Genomic DNA, 20059 nt, shown 5'->3' on the forward strand with positions numbered 1-20059 from the left:
TGAGCGTTTCCACATCATCCGATCAGCGGCCCGGGAGATCACCCGCTCCCGGCCTGGGAGCCGGATCCGACCGCTCCACCTCCCGGATCGCGGCGGCGAGTTCGGCGACCCCGTGCTCCCGCAGCACCCCGTAGTGGTCACCGGACAGGTCGACCACGGTGGGCGGGGCTGCGGAGTAGCCGCTGCTTCCCTCGATGAAGGAGTAGTCGTCGCCCGCGGCCTTGAAGACCGTCACCCGGGCGTCCAGCCGCCGCTCGGCGAGTTCGCGGAAGCTGTACTCGAACTCGTAGGTCTCGCCGACGATCCCGGTGATCCGGCGGATCAACTCCTCGTCCAGCTCCGGCAGCATCCGGTGCACGGCGGCGACGAAGGTGGACTCGTCCACCGTCTCGGCCAGGCAGCGCTCCAGCTCGGGCCCGCGGATCCGGCCGGTGAACACCCCGAACAGGATGGTCAGGTACGCCGGATCGGCGTACGAGGCCTCGCGGCCCCGCCGCCCGCCGTCGCCCCCGCGCACCTTCGGGTTGCCGGGGCAGATCAGCAGCAGCCGCTCCACCCGCTGCCCGGCCCGCTCCAGCTGCCAGGCCGCCTCGAAGGCGACCCGGGCGCCGAAGGAGAAGCCCCACAGCGTGTACGGCCCCTCCGGCTGCACCCGGCGCAGCCCGGCGACGTCGGCGGCGGCCATCTCCCGGATGGTCGGGTACGGCGTCTCGCCCGCGTTGATGCCGTGCGCCTGGACGCCGTAGAAGGCCCGGCCCCCGCTCGCCTCCCGGCCGAGCAGCCGCAGGTTCATCGGGTAGCCGCCCAGCCCGGGCCAGCAGAACACGGCCCGGCCGGCCTCCCCCGGATGCAGCGGCACCAGCCGCGAGACCGGGGCCCGGCCGCCACGCCCGGCATCACGTCCGGCATCACGTCCGGCACCGTCGCCGCGGGCCCGCTCGATGCGCGCGGCCAGGTCCCCCAGCCGGGGGCACTCGAACAGCACCTGGAGCGGCAGCGCGATGCCGAACTCGCGGTTGATCCGGTTGACCAGGGCGACGGCGATCAGCGAGTTCCCGCCGACCGCGAAGAACTCGTCCGTCACCGAGACGTCCTCGTACGTCAGCGCCCGCCCCCAGACCCCGGCCAGCCACCGCTCGCGCTCCGTGCCGGGCGCGACGTACTCGCCGCGCACACCGGCCGTCCGGACGGCCTCGGAGGCGGCCAGCGCCCCGAGGTCCACCTTGCCGTTCGCGGTGAGCGGCAGGGCGTCCAGCACCAGCACCCGGTTGGGCAGCATGTAGTCGGGCAGCAGGGTGGCCAGTTCGTCCTTGATGATCTCGGCCGGGCCCTTCATGTGGACGGTGTCCTCGCGCATCCCCTCGCTGCGGATCTGCTCCTCGCTCACCTTCCCGCCGAGGAAGAAGTACGAGGGGCCCGGGGCGATGCCGCGGCCGGCCAGGATCTCGTCGACGCGGCGCGCGGCCGGCAGCGGACGGCCGGACCTGGAGCTGTAGCCGGAGGACATGAAGCCCAGGGCCAGGCCGTTGCGCTGGAGGCGGTGCAGCACCGTGCCCAGCTCGATGTACTCCAGCCACTCCTCCTCGGCGCGGCTGACGGCCGTGATGCCGAACGCGGCCCTGGCGTAGACGGCCTGGTTGATCGCGATCACGTGCCTGGACTCCACCACCTCGTCCGCGACGCGCGTCAACTCGCCGTCGGCGTACCGGTAGAGGCCGCCCGGCAGGCCGTCCACCCGGCCCTCGTGGGCCTGGACGTACAGCTCGACGCGCTCGGCCCGCGCCGGGCCGCCGGCCCGGACGACCGTGAAGCCGCCCAGGTAGTGGTCCTCCTCGGCGACGTCCAGCCGTTCCTTCGCCGCCGGGCCGGGGCCGAGCGGGCGGACGTCCAGCCCGTACTCGGGCAGCACCTCCTCCAGGACGCCCAGCATGTGGCCGGTCTCGAACTCCAGCACCTCACGGATGTTGTTCTTGTAGACGGGCTCGATGGCGCCGTGCTTCCCGGAGAAGTGCAGCGTCAGGTAGGCCTCGGCGCGGACCTCGGCGGGCCCGATCCGGACCAGGGCGTGCTCGACCGGGTGGTAGTAGTACAGCCCCGCCGCGAGCCCGTCCAGGCCGCCGGTCTCCAGGTACAGCTGGGTCGCGTAGAGCGCGCCGGGCGAGGCGTAGGCGTACTTCGGCAGCAGCCGCTCCTCGCTGTGGAACTGGCCGAACCACCGTAGTACACGGCCGAGTTCGGGGAAGCTCAGCAGCTCCAGGCCGCGCCCGAAGGTGCCGGCCCGGCGTGGGGCGAGCAGTGCGGTGAGGTCCTCCACGGTGACCGTGCCGCCGTCGTAGAAGCGGTAGGTCTTGCGGGCGAAGGCCTCCCGGCGCTGGGCCTCGGTCTCCTTCCGGCCGGGCAGCCCGACCCGCTCGCGGCCGTCCAGCCGGGCCGGGTCGCGCAGGCCGGGATCGGACAGCTGGGCCCTGACCTGGAGCTTGCTGGCCTTGGACTGGTGGTGGCCGCCGTGGTCGCCCTGGTCCATCAGCGCCGCCTCGCGCGGGTTGAGCTCGACGCAGGCGACCAGGTTCGGGTGCCCGGTGCGGTCGTCCCCGGTGACGACCGCGGCCGAGCGGCGCACCCAGGTGTGCTCCTCGATCGCGCGGGCGATCTCGTCCAGCTCGACCCGGTACCCGCTCAGCTTCACCTGGTTGTCCACCCGGCCGGCGAACTGGAGCGTGCCGTCCGGGTTCCGCTGCACGAGGTCGCCGGTGCGGTAGAGCCGCTCGCCGGGGACGAACGGGGAGCGGACGAACCGCTCGGCGGTCAGCTCCGGCCGGTTCAGGTAGCCGCGGGCCAGCTGGACACCGCCGATGTACAGCTCGCCGACGCCGTCCGCGGCCACCGGCACCAGTGCGTCGTCCAGGACGTGGCACTGGGTGTCGGCCACCGGCCGGCCGATCGGCACCGAGCCGGCTCCGTCGACCGGATCGGCCGGGTCCACCACGTACGAGGTGGCGTTGATGGTGCACTCGGTCGGGCCGTACAGGTTGACCAGCTCCGCCCGCGGCAGGGCCAGGACCAGGTCACGGGCGAGCCGCCGGGACAGCGCCTCGCCGCCGGAGAACACCCGGGCCAGGCTGGTGCAGCGGGTGAAGCCCTCGGTGTCCAGCAGCGCCCGGAGCAGGGTGGGCACGCACTGGAGCGCGGTCACCCGGTGCCGCTGCACGGCGGCGACCAGCGCCTCCGGGTCGCGGTGGAGGCCCGGCGTGCCGGCCACCACCCTGGCGCCGACGGCCGGGGCGAGGATCTCCCACTGCGCGGCGTCGAAGCTCATCGGGGTCTTCTGGAGCACGGTGACCGCCGGGTCGAGGTGCCCGGCGGAGAGCAGCCAGCACAGCTGGGAGACCACCGAGCGGTGCTCGATCAGCACGCCCTTGGGCCTGCCGGTGCTGCCCGAGGTGTAGATCACATAAGCCAGCGACTCCGACCCGGCCGCGTCCTCCTCGGGCTGCTCCTCGGCGGCGTCCCGAGGCACGACCCGGGACACGGCCCGAGGCAGGGACCGGACCGGCGGGACGTCCTCGAAGGTGACGATCACGGTCCCGGCCGGGACCAGCCCGGCCAGCCGCTCGCGCAGGTGCGCCTGGGCGAGCACGATCCCGGTACCGCTGTCCTCGATCATGTAGCGGAGCCGCTCCTCGGGGTACTCGGGCGACAGCGGCAGGTAGCCGGCCCCGGCGTACAGGACGCCCCAGGCCCCGACGACCAGCTCGACGGACGGCTCCGCGTAGAGACCGACGCAGCCGTCCGGTCCGGCGCCCAGGTCGCGCAGCCGCGCGGCCAGCCGGCGGGCGATTCCCGACAGCTCCCGGAAGGTGAGGCCGCCGGCCTCGCCGAGGACGGCCGGGGCACCGGGCCGGGTGCGCGCCTGCCGGTCGAGCAGACCGGTGAGCGCGGTGCCGGCCGGGGCGCGGCGGGCGTGCGGGACGGCAGGAGTGCCGGCGGTGGCGGTGGCGGTGGCGGTGTGGACGGGCGGGGTGTCGCGCATGGGAACGGCCTTCGCTGCGTGGACGTACGGGCTTGGCCTCCTGCGTCACCAGGAGCACCGGGAACGGACTCCACCGTCGGCCGCCCGCCGTCCCACCCGCATGAGGCACCGGTCGGGACCTGCGCCGAGGCCGTCCCGGCCGACCGGCCCGCGGTCCCGGGCCCGGTCCCCCGCCGTCCCGGTCCGGCATCCCGGCGGCCCGGCCCCGCGCCTCGCCGCCCGGCCGCGCCGCGGGCATTCGCACGTTCACGATCACGTAACCGAACGGAAGCGCACCGTCGGTAGCGTCGGCGGCATGAAGGCATCACGCACTCGCCCCGAACGGCTCTGGCACCGGCCCTTCCGCAGGTCCGACCGCAGGTGCGCGGCGCCCGAGGGCCAGGTCGGCCGACTGCCCGCGCTCACCGGCGGTCCGTACCGGACGGCCCGGCCGCACCCGTCCCCGGCCCGTCCGGCCGGCCAGGCGCCGGACGCCGCGTCCCGGCTGTCCCTGCCGGACGGGACCGAGCTGCTGCTGCGCCCGGCCGGGCCGGACGACCGGGCGGCGGCGCTGGCGATGCACCGCCGCTGCTCCCCCGACGTGCTGCGGCTGCGCTACCACGGCCCGGTCCGCGACGCCGGCCGCTACCTGGACCACCTGCTGGACCCCCGGCACGGCCACAGCCTCGCGGTGGCCGCCCCGGACGGGCGGATCGTCGCGCTCGGGCACCTGATGTGGGACGACGGGGAGGCCGAGCTGGCGCTCCTGGTGGAGGACGCCTGGCAGCGGCGCGGGCTGGGCCTGGCGCTGCTGCGGCGGCTGTCCGCGACGGCCGGGGCGGCCGGCGTCCGGACGGTGTACGCGGTGACCCACAGCACCAACACCGGGCTGATCGCCGCGATGCGGCGGCTGGACGCACCGCTGGACTTCCACACCGAGGACGGCACCCTGGTGATCACCGCCACGCTCGCGACCGGCGATCCGGCCGGCTGCGCCCACCGTCCGGGCCGCTGATCATTTCTTCACCACATCCTTACCGGGGCTGCCGGGGAACCGGCGGTGCCTGCGGAACGTCGTCAGGCGAGAAGGGGCCGGACCCCTGGGGTCGCTCCGTACACCGCCCTCCCTGACAGGCTCTCAGCCGCCCCGGTGAGCACGTCGCAGCAGGCGGCGCGGGGTCCGGATCGTCCGGTCGGGCTACGGAGTCGGTAGGCTGATCCCCGTCCCCGCCGCCCGACGGCCCGTTGTCCGGCCTGGGCGGTGCCGCAGCAAGGAGGAACCACTGAGCATGGCAGGCACCGAATCGGAGCCCACAGGCGCACGCGACGCCTCGCTGCCGGCCCGCGCCAAGATCGCGGTCACCGCCGGCCGGGTCGCCGCCGCCGTGTCGCGCAAGGCCGGGCGCGGGAGCGGCTCGGTGATCGGCGGCAAGGTCGCCCTCAAGCTCGACCCCGACCTGCTCGCCACCCTCGCCGACCACCTCGACGTCGTCCTGGTCAGCGCGACCAACGGCAAGACCACCACCACCCGCCTGATCGCCGAGGCGCTGCGCGCCGCCGGGCCGGTGGTCTCCAACGCCCTGGGCGCCAACATGCCGGCGGGCATCACCTCCGCCCTGGCCGGCGGCTCTGACGCCCGCTTCGGCGTGATCGAGGTCGACGAGAAGTACCTGGCGACGGTCGCCCGCGACACCCGCCCCAAGGCCATCGCCCTGCTCAACCTCTCCCGCGACCAGCTCGACCGCGCCGCCGAGACCCGGATGATGGCCGAGAAGTGGCGCGAGGGCCTCCAGAACACCGAGGCCGTGGTCATCGCGAACGCCGACGACCCGCTGGTGACCTGGGCCGCCTCCTCCTGCAAGAAGGTGGTCTGGGTGGCCGCCGGACAGGCCTGGAAGGAGGACGCCTGGTCCTGCCCCGCCTGCGGTGGCGTGATGCAGCGCCCCGGCGACGACTGGTTCTGCCAGGACTGCGGCTTCCGCCGGCCCAACCCGCACTGGGCGCTCCAGGGCACCCACGTCATCGACCCGCAGCGCGGCGCCTGGCCGATCCAGCTCCAGCTGCCCGGCCGTGCCAACCTGGCCAACGCCACCAGCTCGGCAGCCGTCGCCGCCGTGTTCGGCGTCTCGCCGCAGGTCGCGCTGGACCGGATGCGCGCGGTGACCGCCGTCGCCGGCCGCTACGACGTGGTCCAGTACCAGGGCCGGGACATCCGCCTGCTGCTGGCCAAGAACCCGGCCGGCTGGCTGGAGACCTTCTCGCTGATCGACGGCCCGCCCGCCCCGGTGATCCTCTCCGTCAACGCCCTCGACGCCGACGGCACCGACACCTCCTGGCTGTGGGACGTCGACTACGAGCGCCTCGCCGGGCACCCGGTCTTCGTGATGGGCCAGCGCAAGCTGGACCTGGCCGTCCGGCTGGAGGTCGCCGGGCTCCAGTTCCACGTGGTGGACACCCTGGAGCAGGCCGTCCGGATGGCCCCGCCCGGCCGGATCGAGGCCATCGCCAACTACACCGCCTTCCAGCAGCTGCGGAAGGTCGTGGCCGGCTGATGCCGCGCCCGCACACCAGTCTTTACGTGACGGAAGGCCTTCGAGGATGAGTGAGAGCAGCCTGCGCGTGGTCTGGGTGTACCCGGACCTGCTCAGCACCTACGGCGACCGGGGCAACGCCCTGGTCGTGGAGCGCCGGGCCCGCCAGCGCCACCTCAACGTGACCCGGATCGACGTCCGCTCCGACCAGGCGATCCCCACCAGCGGTGACATCTACCTGATCGGCGGCGGCGAGGACCGCCCGCAGCGCCTGGCCGCCGAACGGCTGCGCGCCGACAGCGGCCTGGTGCGGGCCTCCCAGAACGGCGCGATCATCTTCGGTGTCTGCGCGGGCTTCCAGATCATGGGCCACGAGTTCATCAACGACCTCGGCGAGCGCGAGCCCGGCCTGGGCCTGCTCGACGTCTGGACCACCCGTGGCGAGGGCGCCCGCTGCGTCGGCGACGTGCTCGCCGACGTCGACCCCCGGCTCGGCCTGCCGCAGCTGACGGGCTTCGAGAACCACCAGGGCGTCACCCACCTCGGCCAGGGCGTCCAGCCCTTCGCCAACGTCACCGTCGGCCGGGGCAACGGCACCGGTGACGGCACCGAGGGCGCCTGGCGGGACACCGTCTTCGGCACCTACCTGCACGGTCCGGTGCTGGCGCGCAACCCCGCCGTGGCCGACATGCTGATCAAGCTGGCGCTGGACGTGAACGCCCTGCCGCCGGCCGACACCACCTGGTACGACGCGCTGCGCGCCGAGCGCATCGCGGCCGCGACGCGCCCCCAGTAGTCCGTCCGGTCGTCCCGGCCGGGTGCCCGCCATGCGGTCATCCGGTCCGCGGACGGCCCGGACGTACCACAATGGGGCTGCCTACTGCACACCCTCCTCGGCAGCAGGCTGCACTTCCACGCGGGGGCGCCGAAGGCGCCGCTCCCGCGTCGGCTCCTGCCCGGCCGGACCAGGGGCCGTATGCTCGACTTCACGGCCGTTTTCGGATGCTCTGTCCGGATCGGCCGGTCCTTCACCCCACGGCCACCTCCCCGCCATCCCGGCGTGGGGGCGCCCCGTTACGGTGACGGCTCGTCGTCCCAGCCTGTAGTCCGGCCGTTCCTCGGTTCTGCTCGGGAGTTGCAAAGCTAATGCGTATCGGAGTGCTGACCAGCGGCGGTGACTGCCCCGGACTGAACGCGGTGATCCGCTCCGTGGTCCACCGGGGGGTGGTCGACCACGGCGACGAGATCATCGGGTTCGAGGACGGGTGGCGCGGGTTCCTCGAGGGCCAACACCGCCCCCTGACCCTGGACTCGGTGAGCGGCATCCTGGCCCAGGGCGGCACCATCCTCGGTTCCTCCCGGGTCCAGCCCAGCCACCTGCGGGACGGCGTCGAGCGGGCCAAGAAGTACTGCTCCGACCTCGGCCTGGACGCGGTCATCCCGATCGGCGGCGAGGGCACCCTCAAGGCCGCCAAGCTGATGAGCGACGCGGGCCTGCCGATCGTCGGCGTGCCGAAGACCATCGACAACGACATCGCCGCCACCGACGTGACCTTCGGCTTCGACACCGCCGTCTCGGTGGCCACCGAGGCGCTGGACCGGCTGAAGACCACCGCCGAGTCGCACCAGCGGGTCATGGTCGTCGAGGTGATGGGCCGGCACACCGGCTGGATCGCGCTGAACGCGGGCATGGCGGCGGGCGCGCACGCCATCGTCGTCCCGGAGCGCCCGTTCCACATCGACAAGCTCACCCAGGTCGTCCGCGAGCGCTTCGACCGCCAGAAGAAGTTCGCGATCGTGGTCTGCGCCGAGGGCGCCAAGCCCGAGCCCGGCACCATGCACTGGGAGGAGGGCACCAAGGACATCTACGGCCACGAGCGGTTCACCGGCATCGCCACCCAGCTCTCCCGCGAGCTGGAGCACCGCCTCGGCAAGGAGGCCCGCCCGGTGATCCTCGGCCACACCCAGCGCGGCGGCACCCCGACCGCCTACGACCGGGTGCTCGCCACCCGCTTCGGCTGGCACGCCGTCGAGGCCGTCCACAAGGGCGCCTTCGGCCACATCACCGCGCTCCAGGGCACCAACATCAACCTGGTGCCGCTGGCCGAGGCGGTCGCCGAGCTGAAGACCGTCCCGCAGGAGCGCTACCTGGAGGCCGAGACGGTCATCTGACCGCCGCCTTCCCCCCCAGGCCCCCGGACCGCCCCGCGCGGCCGGGGGCCTGCGCTTTCGCCGGTTCCGGTGGGCACCCCGCTGCCCCGCCCGCTAGCGTGGCCGCAGGAGCCGACTGGAAGGACCGGGCATGGAGATCCTCGCGTACGGGGTGCAGGCCGACGAACAGCCGCTGCTGGAGCGGGCCTTCACGGGCCGGCACTCCCTCCGCACCCTGGCCGTGTTCCTGGACCGCGACACCGCCCCGCTCGCCGCCGGCTACCCCGCCGTCAGCAGCAGCGTCAACGCCGTCCTCGACGCCGAGACCCTCGCGGTCCTCGCCGCCGGCGGCACCGAACTCATCGCCCAGCGCTCCACCGGCTTCAACAACATCGACCTCGACGCCGCCGCCAAGCTCGGCCTCACCATCGCCCGGGTCTCGCACTACAGCCCGTACTCGGTCGCCGAACACGCGTGGGCACTGGCCTTGGCCGTGAACCGGCGCCTCACCCGCGCCGCGAGCCGCTCGCGCGAGTTCGACTTCCGCCTCGACGGCCTGCTCGGCCGGGACATCCACGGCATGACCGTCGGCGTCATCGGCACCGGCAAGATCGGCGAGTGCTTCGCCCGGATCGCCGCCGGCTTCGGCACCGAGCTCCTCGGCTGGGACATCGCCCCCAACCCGGCCTGCCTCGACCTCGGCATGCACTACACCGAACTCCCCGAACTCCTGTCCCGCGCCGACCTGGTGAGCCTGCACGTACCCCTGCTGCCCGCCACCCACCACCTCATCAACGGCGTCGCCCTCGCCCGCATGAAGGACGACGCGATCCTCATCAACTCCAGCCGCGGCGGCCTCGTCGACAGCGCCGCCCTCGTCGAGACCCTGCGCGCCGGGCGCCTCTCCGGCGTCGGCCTCGACGTCTACGAGGAGGAGACCGGCGTCTTCTTCACCGACCGCTCCATCCAGGGCATCACCGACGACACCCTCGCCCGCCTCGTCACCTTCCCCCAGGTCCTCGTCACCAGCCACCAGGCCTACTTCACCCACACCGCCGTCGGCCAGATCATCGAGGCCACCGCCCGCAACATCGACGACTTCGCCGCCGGCCGCACCAACGAGAACACCCTCGTCCCGAAGAGCTGACCCCGCGAGGAGTCGGCGCGCGACCGACGTTCACGGTGGGGGTCCATCGCTACGTGCCCTGCCCGGCGCCATGCGTGACGCACCGCCAGTTCAACGACACCGGCAGGGGCCGGCACCCGACACCACCGGCGCGCGAGCGGGGCCGGCCGGCCGGCGTCGGTGCCGGCCGGCCGCCACGCGTCGTCAGGCGAGGTCGAGCAACTGCTCGTAGAAACCGCCGAACCCACGCTCCCGGTCGACGAAGTGCAGTTCCAGGATCCAGTGGCACACCTGTCCTCGACGGTCGGTCCCTCGCAACGGGGTGGTGTTCTCCGGAGTGATGTACGAATCCGTCTTCACGCCGTCGTTGACTTCGTGCGGGAACTCCCCGACGAGGTGTCCCGCGTGCCAGATGCCCAACTCCCAGCCCGCTTCCGCGACGAGCCGCTCGACCTCGGCGTGCAGTTCACGACCGGTGACCTCCGGGTGCCCGGCGAAGAACGCCCGGCCCGCGTCGAAGATCCGGGGCAGGTCGCTCAGCAGCCGGTGCTTGCGGGGATCGTCGCCGAACACGTACGTCCGGCCGAAGTCCGCCTCGTACTCCTCGAAGATCGGGCCGAAGTCCGCGAAGGCCACGTCGTCCGGCCCGATGACGCGATCCGGCGGATTCTCCTGGTACGGCGCGAGGGTGTTCGGGCCCGAGCGGATGATCCGCTTGTGCCAGTGCTTGGTCGTACCGAACATCTCGTTCGCCAGGTCCCTGATGCGGTCGCTCACCTCGCGCTCGCCCGCACCCGGCGCCACCAGGCCCCGCGCCTCCACCTCGGCGAACAGCGCCAGGGCCTTCTCCTGCGCCAGGACCAGACCCTCGGCGCGCCGCGCTTCCAGCCCCGCCCGGTCCACCTGTTCCACCTGTTCCGCCATCATGCTCCCCATCCCCTCGTGTGCGATTCTTCGGCCCGACCTCGTACGAGGCGTCACTTCCAAATCCGCCGCACCTGCCAGGCGAATGCGTCGAACAGCATCGCATGTGCGAGCAGACGCAAGTCTCCCCGTCCTCGGTGCGGGGTCGGCTGCGGCCGGGTGGCCCTCCCCCGGACGAACAACGCCCGCACCATCCGTACCCGGCCGGCCGGGGCGCCCACTCTCGAAGTACCGCGCGAAACAGGTCCCGGACACCGCCGGCGCCGACGGCGCCCTCCCCGGCGGCACCACGGCCCTAGCCGCGCCCTAGCCGAGCACCTCGCGGTACCAGGCGGCGGCTTCCGGGAGGCGGGCCAGCGGGCCGGGTCCGGGCGAGCAGGCGGTGAGGCGCCAGATCCGCTCGCTGCGGTACCAGTGGTCGCGGGCGATCAGGCCGAACTGGCGCTCGGAGACCCGGCCGGGTGCCGCGGCCAGCAGCCGGCGGCACTCCTCCCACGGAACGGCCGGGCCGTCCGGGGCGGGCAGCAGGCCGAGGGCGGCCAGGGCCGCGATCAGGTCGCCGCCACGGACCGGCTCGGGGTGCGAGGCGTGGTGCACGCCCGGCGGGACGGCGTGCCCGTCCAGGGCGAGCACGGTGATCAGCCGGGCCAGGTCGGTGCGGTCCACGACCGAGAGCCGGGCGTTGCCGCCCTCCCAGCGGACCGGCACCCGGCGGACGAGTTCGGCCAGCGCCGGCACCACCCAGCGGTCACCCGTCCCGAGGACCAGTCCGGGGCGCAGCACGTGCCCGCCGGCCGCCAGCGCGTGGCGCTCGCCGAGCAGCCGGGTGCGGCTGGCCTCGGACACCGGGGCGGGCGGCACCTCGTCCACCTCGATGCCGGAGTGCGGGCCCTCGCCGTAGACCGCCGCGGTGGAGAGGTGGACGATCCGCCGTACCCCGGCGCGGGTCGCGGCCGCCATCAGCGCGGCGGTGCCCCGGTCGTTCACCGCCTCGCACTCCCCGGTGCCGCCGCCGACCCGGGAGGCGAGGTGCACCAGCACGTCCGCGCCCGCGCAGAGCTCCGCGAGCGCCGCCGGGTCGGCGAGGTCGCCGGCCACCCAGGCGGCGCCCGCCCAGGCGTCCTCCGGCGGCCTGCGGGCCAGCGCCCGCACCCGGACGCCGCGCGCCGCGAGGGCCGCCAGCACACCGGTGCCGATGAATCCGGTCGCCCCGGTGAGCGCGACCGCGGGCCCTGTCGCGAGCCGTGCCGCGGGCCCGTGTTCCGTTGCCATCTCCGACTCTCCCTGCCGACCGGACGACCGAGGGGCACCCGGCCGGTCAGTCTAGCCAGGCGGGCCGCCGCTGGGGAGGCACCCGTATGGAGGGGGTGGGGGCACGGCCCGAGGTAAGGCCCACCTAGGCTGTATGTCAAGCAAAACGGGCGAACCGGACCCGCACCAGGGACCACGAGGACGGAAAGCAGGACCCGCCGATGGGCGACGGAATGTCAGGCATGCACCACCACGGCGGGATGACCCAGCTAGGCCCGTTCACCTTGTCCAACCTGTGGACCTGGTCCCCGGACTGGTTCTTCCTGCTCGGCGGTCTGCTCGTCCTGGGGCTGTACGCGGCCGGCGTGGTGCGGCTGTACCGGCGCGGCGACCGCTGGCCGGTCGGCCGGATGGTCGGCTGGGCGGCGGGTGTCGCCAGCATGCTGCTGGTCACCTGCACCGGGCTGAACGACTACGGCATGGCGCTGTTCAGCGCGCACATGATCCAGCACATGGTGCTCTCCATGCTGACGCCGATCCTGCTGCTGCTCGGCGCCCCGATCACGCTGGCGCTGCGGGCGCTGCGCCCGGCCGGCAAGGGCCGTCCGCGCGGGCCGCGCGAGCTGCTGGTGACGCTGCTGCACAGCCGGTACGTCCGGATCATCTCGCACCCGGCGTTCACCATCCCGATGTTCATCGCGAGCCTGTACGGGGTCTACTTCACCCCGCTGTTCGACTTCCTGATGCAGTACCGCCTCGGGCACATCTTCATGATGGTGCACTTCCTGCTCACCGGTCTGGTCTTCTTCTGGCCGATCATGGGCGTGGACCCCGGTCCGCACCGCCCAGGCCACGTGATGCGGATCATCGAGCTGTTCATGGGGATGCCGTTCCACGCCTTCTTCGGCGTGGCGGTGATGATGGCCGGCCACCCGCTGGTCACCACCTTCACCTTGGAGGGCGCGCCACCCGGGACGAACCTGCTGGAGGACCAGAAGCTGGCCGGCGGCATCACCTGGGCGTTCGGCGAGATCCCGACCGCGATCGTGCTGATCGCGCTGGTCTACCAGTGGATGGGCTCCGAGCAGCGCCGGGCCCGCCGCAGCGACCGCTCCGAGGAGCGCACCGGCGACGCCGAGCTGGAGGCGTACAACGCCTACCTGGCCTCGCTGCACAAGCGCGACCGGCGTGGCGGCACGGGGACGGTCACGGCCGCCCCCGCCGCCCCGGTCACCGGCGTCGCGCCGGCGGCCGACGTCGGCTGAGTCCGGCGCCCGCCTCGGAACCCCCGTTCCCGGGAACCCCCGTTCCACCTGCGGAACGGGGGTTCCGCCGTTTCCGGCCCGCACCGGAACGCTCGTTCCGCAGGGGCCGCCGGAACGGTGCCTCCGCCGTACGCGTTCGAACAGACATGCACGTCCTGCTGTTCGTCGCCGTCCTGCTCTGCGGGTCCGTCCTGCTCTGGCTGCTCGGCTTCCTCGGTCTGGCGCTGCACCAGCGCCGCCGGTCCGCACCGGCCGGCTCCGACTTCCTGGTGGTCCTGGGCGCCGCGTTGCACGGCTGTGAGCCGGCGCCGCCGCTGGCGGCCCGGCTGGACGCCGCCCTGGAACGATTCGCCGTCGAGGAGGCCGCCGGATTCGCCCCCCTGGTCCTGGTGACCGGTGGGAAGGGGCCGCACGAGGAGTGCACCGAGGCCGCCACGATGTCCCGCTACCTGATCGCCCGGGGCATCCCGGCCGAACGGATCCGGCGCGAGGAGCGGGCCGTGAACACCGCCGAGAACCTGCGCTTCAGCGCCGCCCTGATGGCCGCCGAGCGCCCCGGCTACCGCTGCACGGTGGTCACCAACGGCTTCCACACCGTCCGCTCCGCCCTCGCCGCCCGCCGGGCCGGCGCCCCCGCCGCCGTGCTCGGCGCGGACGGCCCGCTGGCGCACGGCCCGTACCTCCTGCTGCGCGAGGCCGTCGGCACCGCCCTCGCCCTGTTCGACCGTCCCCGCGCCGCGTCCGGGTCGCCCCTGAGCCGGGCCTGAGCCCGCCGCCCGCGCGCGGGCAGCACCAGGCCCCGGGTCCGCACTCGCGGACCCGGGGCCTGGTGTCAGATCGACTCGGCCGGCTTTCAGCCGAGGTTGGCGAGCGCCTCGTTGAACGTCTTGGACGGACGCATCACCGCGGCGGCCTTGGCCGGGTCCGGCTGGTAGTAGCCACCGAGGTCGACCGGCGAGCCCTGGACGGCGATCAGCTCGTCCACGATGGCCGACTCCTGCTCGGTCAGCGTCGCGGCCAGGCCGGCGAAGGCCTGGGCCAGCTCCGCGTCGACGGTCTGCCCGGCCAGCTCCTGGGCCCAGTACATCGCCAGGTAGAAGTGGCTGCCGCGGTTGTCGATGCCACCGAGGCGGCGGCTCGGCGACTTGTCCTCGTTGAGGAAGGTGCCGGTGGCACGGTCCAGGGTGTCGGCCAGCACCTGGGCGCGGGCGTTGCCGGCGCTGGTCGCCAGGTGCTCGAAGCTGGCGGCCAGCGCGAAGAACTCGCCCAGGCTGTCCCAGCGCAGGTAGTTCTCCTTGACCAGCTGCTGGACGTGCTTCGGGGCGGAGCCGCCGGCGCCGGTCTCGAACAGACCGCCGCCCGCCATCAGCGGGACGACCGACAGCATCTTGGCGCTGGTGCCCAGCTCCAGGATCGGGAACAAGTCGGTCAGGTAGTCACGCAGCACGTTGCCGGTCACCGAGATGGTGTTCTCGCCGCGGCGGATGCGCTCCAGCGAGAACTTGGTGGCCTCGACCGGGGACTTGATCTCGATCTGAAGGCCGGTGGTGTCGTGCTCCGGCAGGTACTGCTTGACCTTCCCGATCAGCACCGCGTCGTGGGCGCGGTCCTCGTCCAGCCAGAACACCGCCGGGTCGCCGGTGGCGCGGGCGCGGGTGACGGCCAGCTTGACCCAGTCCTGGATCGGCAGGTCCTTGGTCTGGCAGGCGCGGAAGATGTCGCCCGGCTGGACGGCCTGCTCCAGCACCACGGTGCCCTCGGCGTCGACCAGGCGGACGGTGCCCGCGGCGGCGATCTCGAAGGTCTTGTCGTGCGAGCCGTACTCCTCGGCCTTCTGGGCCATCAGGCCGACGTTCGGCACGGAGCCGATGGTCGCCGGGTCCAGGGCGCCGTGGGCGCGGCAGTCGTCGATGACGGCCTGGTACACGCCGGAGTAGCTGCTGTCCGGCAGCACGGCCAGGGTGTCGGCCTCCTTGCCGTCCGGGCCCCACATGTGGCCGGAGGTGCGGATCATGGCCGGCATCGAGGCGTCGACGATGACGTCGCTCGGCACGTGCAGGTTGGTGATCCCCTTGTCGGAGTCGACCATGGCCAGGGCCGGGCCCTCGGCCAGCTCGGCCTCGAAGGAGGCCTTGATCTCGGCGCCCAGGTGCGGCACGCCGTCGAGGCCGGCCAGGATGCCGCCGAGGCCGTTGTTCGGGTTCAGGCCGGCGGCGACCAGCGCCTCGCCGTACTTCGCGAAGGTCTTCGGGAAGAAGGCGCGGACCACGTGGCCGAAGACGATCGGGTCGGAGACCTTCATCATGGTGGCCTTGAGGTGCACCGAGAACAGCACGCCCTCGGCCTTGGCGCGGGCGATCTGCGCGGCCAGGAACTCGTTCAGGGCGGCGACGCGCAGCACCGAGGCGTCGACGACCTCGCCGGCCAGCACCGGCACCTTCTCGCGCAGCACGGTGGTGGTGCCGTCCTCGCCGAGCAGCTCGATGCGCAGGGCACCGGCGGCGGCGATCACGGCGGACTTCTCGGTGGACCTGAAGTCGTTCTCACCCATGGTGGCGACGTTGGTCTTCGAGTCCGCCGTCCAGGCACCCATGCGGTGCGGGTGGTTCTTGGCGTAGTTCTTGACCGACTGCGGGGCCCGGCGGTCCGAGTTGCCCTCGCGCAGGACCGGGTTGACGGCGCTGCCCTTGATCTTGTCGTAACGGACGCGGACGTCCTCGTCCTCGTCGGTCCGCGGGTCGTCCGGGTAGTCCGGCAGGGCGTAGCCCTGGGCCTGGAGCTCGGCGATCGCGGCCTTGAGCTGCGGCACCGAGGCCGAGACGTTCGGCAGCTTGATGATGTTGGCACCCGGGGTCTTGGCCAGCTCACCCAGCTCGGCCAGGGCGTCGCCGATCCGCTGCGCCTCGGTGAGACGCTCCGGGAAGCTCGCGATGATCCGCCCGGCCAGGGAGATGTCACGGGTCTCCACCCGCACGCCCGCGGTCGAGGCGTACGCCTGGACCACCGGCAGGAACGAGTAGGTCGCCAGGGCCGGAGCCTCGTCGGTGTGCGTATAGATGATGGTCGAGTCAGTCATCGGTACTCCGCTTCGCGTCTCCAACGTCTTGACGTCAAGATATCTCGTCCCGGGGCCCCAGCTCCACCTCCCCCCGGTTCCGAACGCACTCCGGTCCCTTCCGGAGGCGCTCCGGCGGGCCGGACGGGGGCGATTCCCACCGTCGTCCGAGCCGGACGAGGGGGCGGACTCCACGGTCGTCCGGGTCGGGGGGCGGGGCAAGCGGAGCGCCCGGCCGGTGGTTTGGTCCACTCGGGTGAGCCGGACGTCAGGAGTGCGTCAACGCACCGCCCCATTCGGTCAATGCCGCGTCAGGACAGGCGACGCCGGGGCCGGGCCGCCCTAGCGTCGAGGCAGTAGTTCCGGCAGGCACCACCACCCCACCCGGGAGCATCCGCATGGCCCGCGACGTCTGGCACGTACCGGTCTCCACCTCCGGCACCGGAAGCACCACGGCACTCCGCCTGTTCCGTCTGCGCGACGGCCGCCGCTGCGCGGTCGGATTCTCCAGCCCGGAGGGCCTCGCCGCCCTCCTCGGGCCCGACCAGGCGTACACCGAACTCGGCGAGCCCGCCCTGCGCGGCCTCATCGCCCCGCTGGGGATCGACACCCTGGTGCTGGACCCGAGGCTGGTCGCCCCGTCCGTCGCCCTCCCGCCCGCCACCACCCCGTCCGTCACCGCCCAGGCGACGCCGCCCGTCCCGCCCCTGACCCCGGCCACCCAGCTCCAGCGCCGGTGAGCGCCCCGCTCCGGCTCGTCCCGGGCGGTCCCGGCCCGGCGCCCCGGCCGGCCCGGTCGCTGCACGCGATCGCCCGGATCAGCCACGGCCCGGTCCCGCTCGACTTCGACCGCCTCGCGGCGGAGTTCCCGGCCGTCCAGAGCGGCCTGGCCCTGGCCGGCGAGGCCGACCTCGAACTGCGCCTGGCCTGCACGGGACCCGAGGAGTTACGGGCGGTCTCCGCCGCCCTGCACCGCGCGGGCGCCGCCAGGGTGCGCATCGACCTCGTGCTGCGCGCCCTCACCCCGGCCCCGGTCACCCTGCGGCCGGTGCCCTGACCGGCGCCGGTACGGTCCGCGGACCCCGCTCCCCTCGGCGAACCGGGAGAGGGGCGGAGCACCGGGCTTTCCGGCCGCTCACTCCTCCCCGGGGCGCGGATCCGGGTTGACCGCCTGGCCGTCGACGGGCTGCCCCCAGCTGTCGTCCCCGAGCGCGTCGACGCAGTAGCCGCTGCCCTCGACGTGCCCGCCCGCGCCCCGGCACTGGTCGGCGGTGACGTCCCGGCGCCCGCTCACCACCGTCGCCGGGCCGGCGGCGGCGACCGCCGCCCCGGCGACGGTGGTGAGCAGGAGGACGGAGGCGGTCGCGGCGGCCACCCGGGCCGGGAGTGAGCTGTTCATGCGGACCACGAGAGCACGCCGCCGGGCCCCGGGCGACCGTACGACGCCCGCCCGGGTGGCCGCCGGAGCGGCTACTCCCGCGCCAGCGCCGCGATGGCCGCGAGCAGCAGCGCCGAGCCCGCCAGCAGGCCCGCCGTCAGCGGCTCGCCGAGGAACAGCACGCCGATCACGGCCGCGGTCGCGGGCTCCAGCAGGACCAGCACCGCGGCCGTCGTGCTCGGCACGACGGTCAGGCCGGTGAAGTACCAGCGGTAGGCGAACAGGGTGGGCACGGTGCCCAGGAAGAGCAGCGCCACCCCGGTCACCGCCGGATCCCCCGCCGTCGGCAGCAGGCCCTGGACGCCCTGGACGGCCGCGAGCGGGAGCAGGAGGAGCAGCCCGGTGGTGAAGGCGCCGGTACCGGCCCTGGCCGAACCGCCGCCCCTGGCCCAGAGGGTGAGGCCGCTCTGGCCTGCGCCCGCGAGCACGGCCAGCGCGACGCCGAGGGCCGGTCGCGGGCCCGCCGCCGGGGCGGCCACCAGCAGGGCGAGGCCGCCCAGGGCCAGTGCCACGGCGGCGGCCGCGCGACGGGTGAGGCGCTCGCCGAGCAGCAGGTGGGCGCCGAGGCTGGTGAACACCGGCCCGGCGCCGATGGTGACCAGGGTGCCGAGGCCGAGGCCCGCGTACCGCACCGAGCCGAAGTAGGCGCACTGGCTGACCGCCAGGCCGAGCCCGGTCAGCACGGCGGCCCGCCACCGGGCGGCAGCCCGCCCACCGCGGGGTTCACGGTTCGGCAGCAGGGCCAGGCAGAGCGCGGCGACGCCGAAGCGCCAGCAGGAGACGCCCGCCGGGCCGAGCCCGCCGGTGCGCATCAGCAGCGCGGACACGGCGCCGCCCACGCCCCAGGCGACGGCGGCGGCGGAAATGGACAGGAGGCCGTGCCGGAAGGGCACGGCAGCGTACGAGGTCATGCGTCGGTACTCCACGATGGGTTGCCGGTTCGGGTCCGCTGGGTGCGCGGGCGGCAGTCATCGCCCCGGCCGCGGGCAGCTCCCGTCGGGCCGGAGTGGGTGGAGTGGGCCGCCCGCTAGCGGGCCGGCGGGGGGAGGATCACGAAACGCACGGAGCCAGCGTACGCCCGTCCCGCTCGCGGGGTCCGCGATCTTCCCTCGTCCACGAACGGGACGTACCGTCGGCCCTGACCGGGGCTCCCACCGGCCGGAACCCCCGGCGGCCGGACCCCGGTGGAGCACACCACTCGACGAAGGAGCGGAACACGATGGACCAGCTGACGTACGACGAGGTCGAGGCCGCGGGGAAGCGGATCTCCGGACGGGTGCGCCCGGTGACGGTGGCGCCGGGGGACGACGGGGGGCGGACCTGGCTGGCCCTGGAGTTCCTCCAGCACACCGGCAGCTTCAAGGCGCGCGGCGCGCAGAACTTCCTGCTCGCGCACGCCGAGGCGGGCACCCTCCCGGACGCCGGCGTGACCATCGCCTCGGGCGGCAACGCCGGGCTGGCCTGCGCCTGGGCGGCCCGCGAACTCGGCGTCCGGGCCACCGTGTTCCTGCCCGAGACGGCCTCCCCGGTGAAGCTGGCGCGGCTGCGCTCGTACGGGGCCGAGGTGCGGCTGGCGGGCCGGCAGTACGCGGAGGCGCTGCTGGCCTGCGAGGAGTTCGCGGCCGGCAGCGGAGCACTGTCCTCGCACGCGTACGACCACCCGCTGATCGCGGCCGGCGCCGGGACGGTGCTGACCGAGATCCGCGACAGGGTGCCGGGGCTGGACACCGTGGTGCTGTCGGTGGGCGGCGGCGGGCTGTTCGCCGGGGTCGCGGTGGCGGCCCGCGAGCACGGCGTCCGGGTGCTCGCCGTGGAGCCGACGGGCAGCCGCGCGCTGAACGCCGCCCTGGCCGCGGGCCGCCCGGTGGACGTCCCGGTCGACTCCGTCGCCCAGGACTCGCTCGGTGCCCGCCGGGCCACCGCCCTCGCCGTGGCCGAGGCCGCGCACGAGGGCGTCCGCTCGGTGCTGGTCGACGACGAGGCCATCGTGCGCGCCCGCCGGCAGCTGTGGGAGGACCGCCGGATCGCCGTCGAGTACGCGGCCGCCACCGCCCTCGCCGCACTCGACCAGGCCGCGGGCGAGCGCGTCGCCGTCCTGCTCTGCGGCGCGAACACCGACCCGTCCGATCTGGTGGATTAGTCCGGCGCCGCTATACGGAGACCACTATTCCCATCATCGAATAGACCGTCTATCATGCCGCCCCGCGCGGCACAGTCGAAATTCGCGGCAGATCGATCGGATACGTAAGAGATCGGAGGCAATCACGGCCCCTACCTGCAAGGATCTCCGGAAAAGAATGTAAACATTC

Annotated in this window: 16 protein-coding genes; 10 read left to right on the forward strand and 6 right to left on the reverse strand. The window is 73.8% G+C overall.

Features of this window, described 5'->3' with window-relative positions; genetic code table 11:
- Positions 1–22 precede the first annotated feature (22 nt).
- Positions 23–4030 (reverse strand): amino acid adenylation domain-containing protein, encoded by a 4008-nt coding sequence (locus ACIQOW_RS17705; RefSeq protein WP_401085573.1) that lies wholly within the window; start codon positions 4028–4030, stop codon positions 23–25.
- Between the two features lie 295 nt (positions 4031–4325).
- Between ACIQOW_RS17705 and ACIQOW_RS17710 the strand changes: the two genes are divergently transcribed.
- The 5 genes from ACIQOW_RS17710 to ACIQOW_RS17730 all read left to right on the forward strand — a co-directional run bounded on the left by ACIQOW_RS17710 (position 4326) and on the right by ACIQOW_RS17730 (position 9838).
- Positions 4326–5024 (forward strand): GNAT family N-acetyltransferase, encoded by a 699-nt coding sequence (locus ACIQOW_RS17710; RefSeq protein WP_401085576.1) that lies wholly within the window; start codon positions 4326–4328, stop codon positions 5022–5024.
- A gap of 274 nt (positions 5025–5298) precedes the next feature.
- A complete protein-coding gene (locus ACIQOW_RS17715; RefSeq protein WP_401085578.1) occupies positions 5299–6561 on the forward strand; it encodes a MurT ligase domain-containing protein in 1263 nt (420 codons plus the stop codon).
- A gap of 46 nt (positions 6562–6607) precedes the next feature.
- Positions 6608–7336, forward strand: a complete 729-nt coding sequence (locus ACIQOW_RS17720) for a type 1 glutamine amidotransferase (protein WP_188301102.1) — start codon at positions 6608–6610, stop codon at positions 7334–7336.
- A 350-nt stretch (positions 7337–7686) separates the two neighbouring features.
- Positions 7687–8712: a 6-phosphofructokinase gene (locus ACIQOW_RS17725; protein ID WP_401085582.1), complete on the forward strand. Its 1026-nt coding sequence runs from the start codon at positions 7687–7689 to the stop codon at positions 8710–8712.
- 130 nt (positions 8713–8842) lie between these two features.
- Complete coding sequence (locus ACIQOW_RS17730) at positions 8843–9838, forward strand: 2-hydroxyacid dehydrogenase (RefSeq protein WP_401085585.1); 996 nt, start codon at positions 8843–8845, stop codon at positions 9836–9838.
- A gap of 183 nt (positions 9839–10021) precedes the next feature.
- Here the strand turns inward: ACIQOW_RS17730 and ACIQOW_RS17735 are convergent, their stop codons facing one another.
- Entirely contained in the window at positions 10022–10744 is a 723-nt protein-coding gene (locus ACIQOW_RS17735; protein WP_401085588.1) for a M24 family metallopeptidase, read from the reverse strand.
- Positions 10745–11047: 303 nt separating this feature from the next.
- On the reverse strand, positions 11048–12013 hold the full coding sequence (locus ACIQOW_RS17740) for an NAD-dependent epimerase/dehydratase family protein (protein ID WP_401085591.1): 966 nt from the start codon (positions 12011–12013) through the stop codon (positions 11048–11050).
- A gap of 221 nt (positions 12014–12234) precedes the next feature.
- Here ACIQOW_RS17740 and ACIQOW_RS17745 point away from each other — a divergent pair, with 221 nt between their 5' ends.
- A complete protein-coding gene (locus ACIQOW_RS17745; protein WP_401085594.1) occupies positions 12235–13257 on the forward strand; it encodes a cytochrome c oxidase assembly protein in 1023 nt (340 codons plus the stop codon).
- A gap of 146 nt (positions 13258–13403) precedes the next feature.
- Positions 13404–14024, forward strand: coding sequence for a YdcF family protein (locus ACIQOW_RS17750; protein ID WP_401085597.1), 621 nt, complete (start codon positions 13404–13406; stop codon positions 14022–14024).
- 86 nt (positions 14025–14110) lie between these two features.
- Here the strand turns inward: ACIQOW_RS17750 and ACIQOW_RS17755 are convergent, their stop codons facing one another.
- The gene (locus tag ACIQOW_RS17755; RefSeq protein WP_401085600.1) at positions 14111–16333 is read right to left on the reverse strand and encodes an NADP-dependent isocitrate dehydrogenase; all 2223 of its coding nucleotides are present in this window, start codon (positions 16331–16333) and stop codon (positions 14111–14113) included.
- Between the two features lie 377 nt (positions 16334–16710).
- Between ACIQOW_RS17755 and ACIQOW_RS17760 the strand changes: the two genes are divergently transcribed.
- Both ACIQOW_RS17760 and ACIQOW_RS17765 read left to right on the forward strand, forming a co-directional pair.
- Complete coding sequence (locus ACIQOW_RS17760; RefSeq protein ID WP_401085603.1) at positions 16711–17052, forward strand: SAV_915 family protein; 342 nt, start codon at positions 16711–16713, stop codon at positions 17050–17052.
- Complete coding sequence (locus ACIQOW_RS17765) at positions 17049–17369, forward strand: hypothetical protein (protein WP_401085605.1); 321 nt, start codon at positions 17049–17051, stop codon at positions 17367–17369. The genes ACIQOW_RS17760 and ACIQOW_RS17765 overlap by 4 nt, the downstream gene beginning before the upstream one ends.
- Positions 17370–17447: 78 nt before the next feature.
- Here ACIQOW_RS17765 and ACIQOW_RS17770 read toward each other — a convergent pair whose 3' ends face one another.
- Positions 17448–17711, reverse strand: a complete 264-nt coding sequence (locus ACIQOW_RS17770; protein WP_401085608.1) for a hypothetical protein — start codon at positions 17709–17711, stop codon at positions 17448–17450.
- A gap of 71 nt (positions 17712–17782) precedes the next feature.
- On the reverse strand, positions 17783–18661 hold the full coding sequence (locus ACIQOW_RS17775) for a DMT family transporter (RefSeq protein WP_401085611.1): 879 nt from the start codon (positions 18659–18661) through the stop codon (positions 17783–17785).
- Positions 18662–18969: 308 nt separating this feature from the next.
- On the opposite strand from ACIQOW_RS17775, the gene ACIQOW_RS17780 reads away from it, so the two are divergent.
- Positions 18970–19890, forward strand: a complete 921-nt coding sequence (locus ACIQOW_RS17780; protein WP_401085614.1) for a threonine/serine dehydratase — start codon at positions 18970–18972, stop codon at positions 19888–19890.
- Positions 19891–20059: the final 169 nt, after the last annotated feature.

It is taken from the genome of Kitasatospora sp. NPDC091335 (assembly GCF_044757205.1).
GTDB lineage: Bacteria > Actinomycetota > Actinomycetes > Streptomycetales > Streptomycetaceae > Kitasatospora.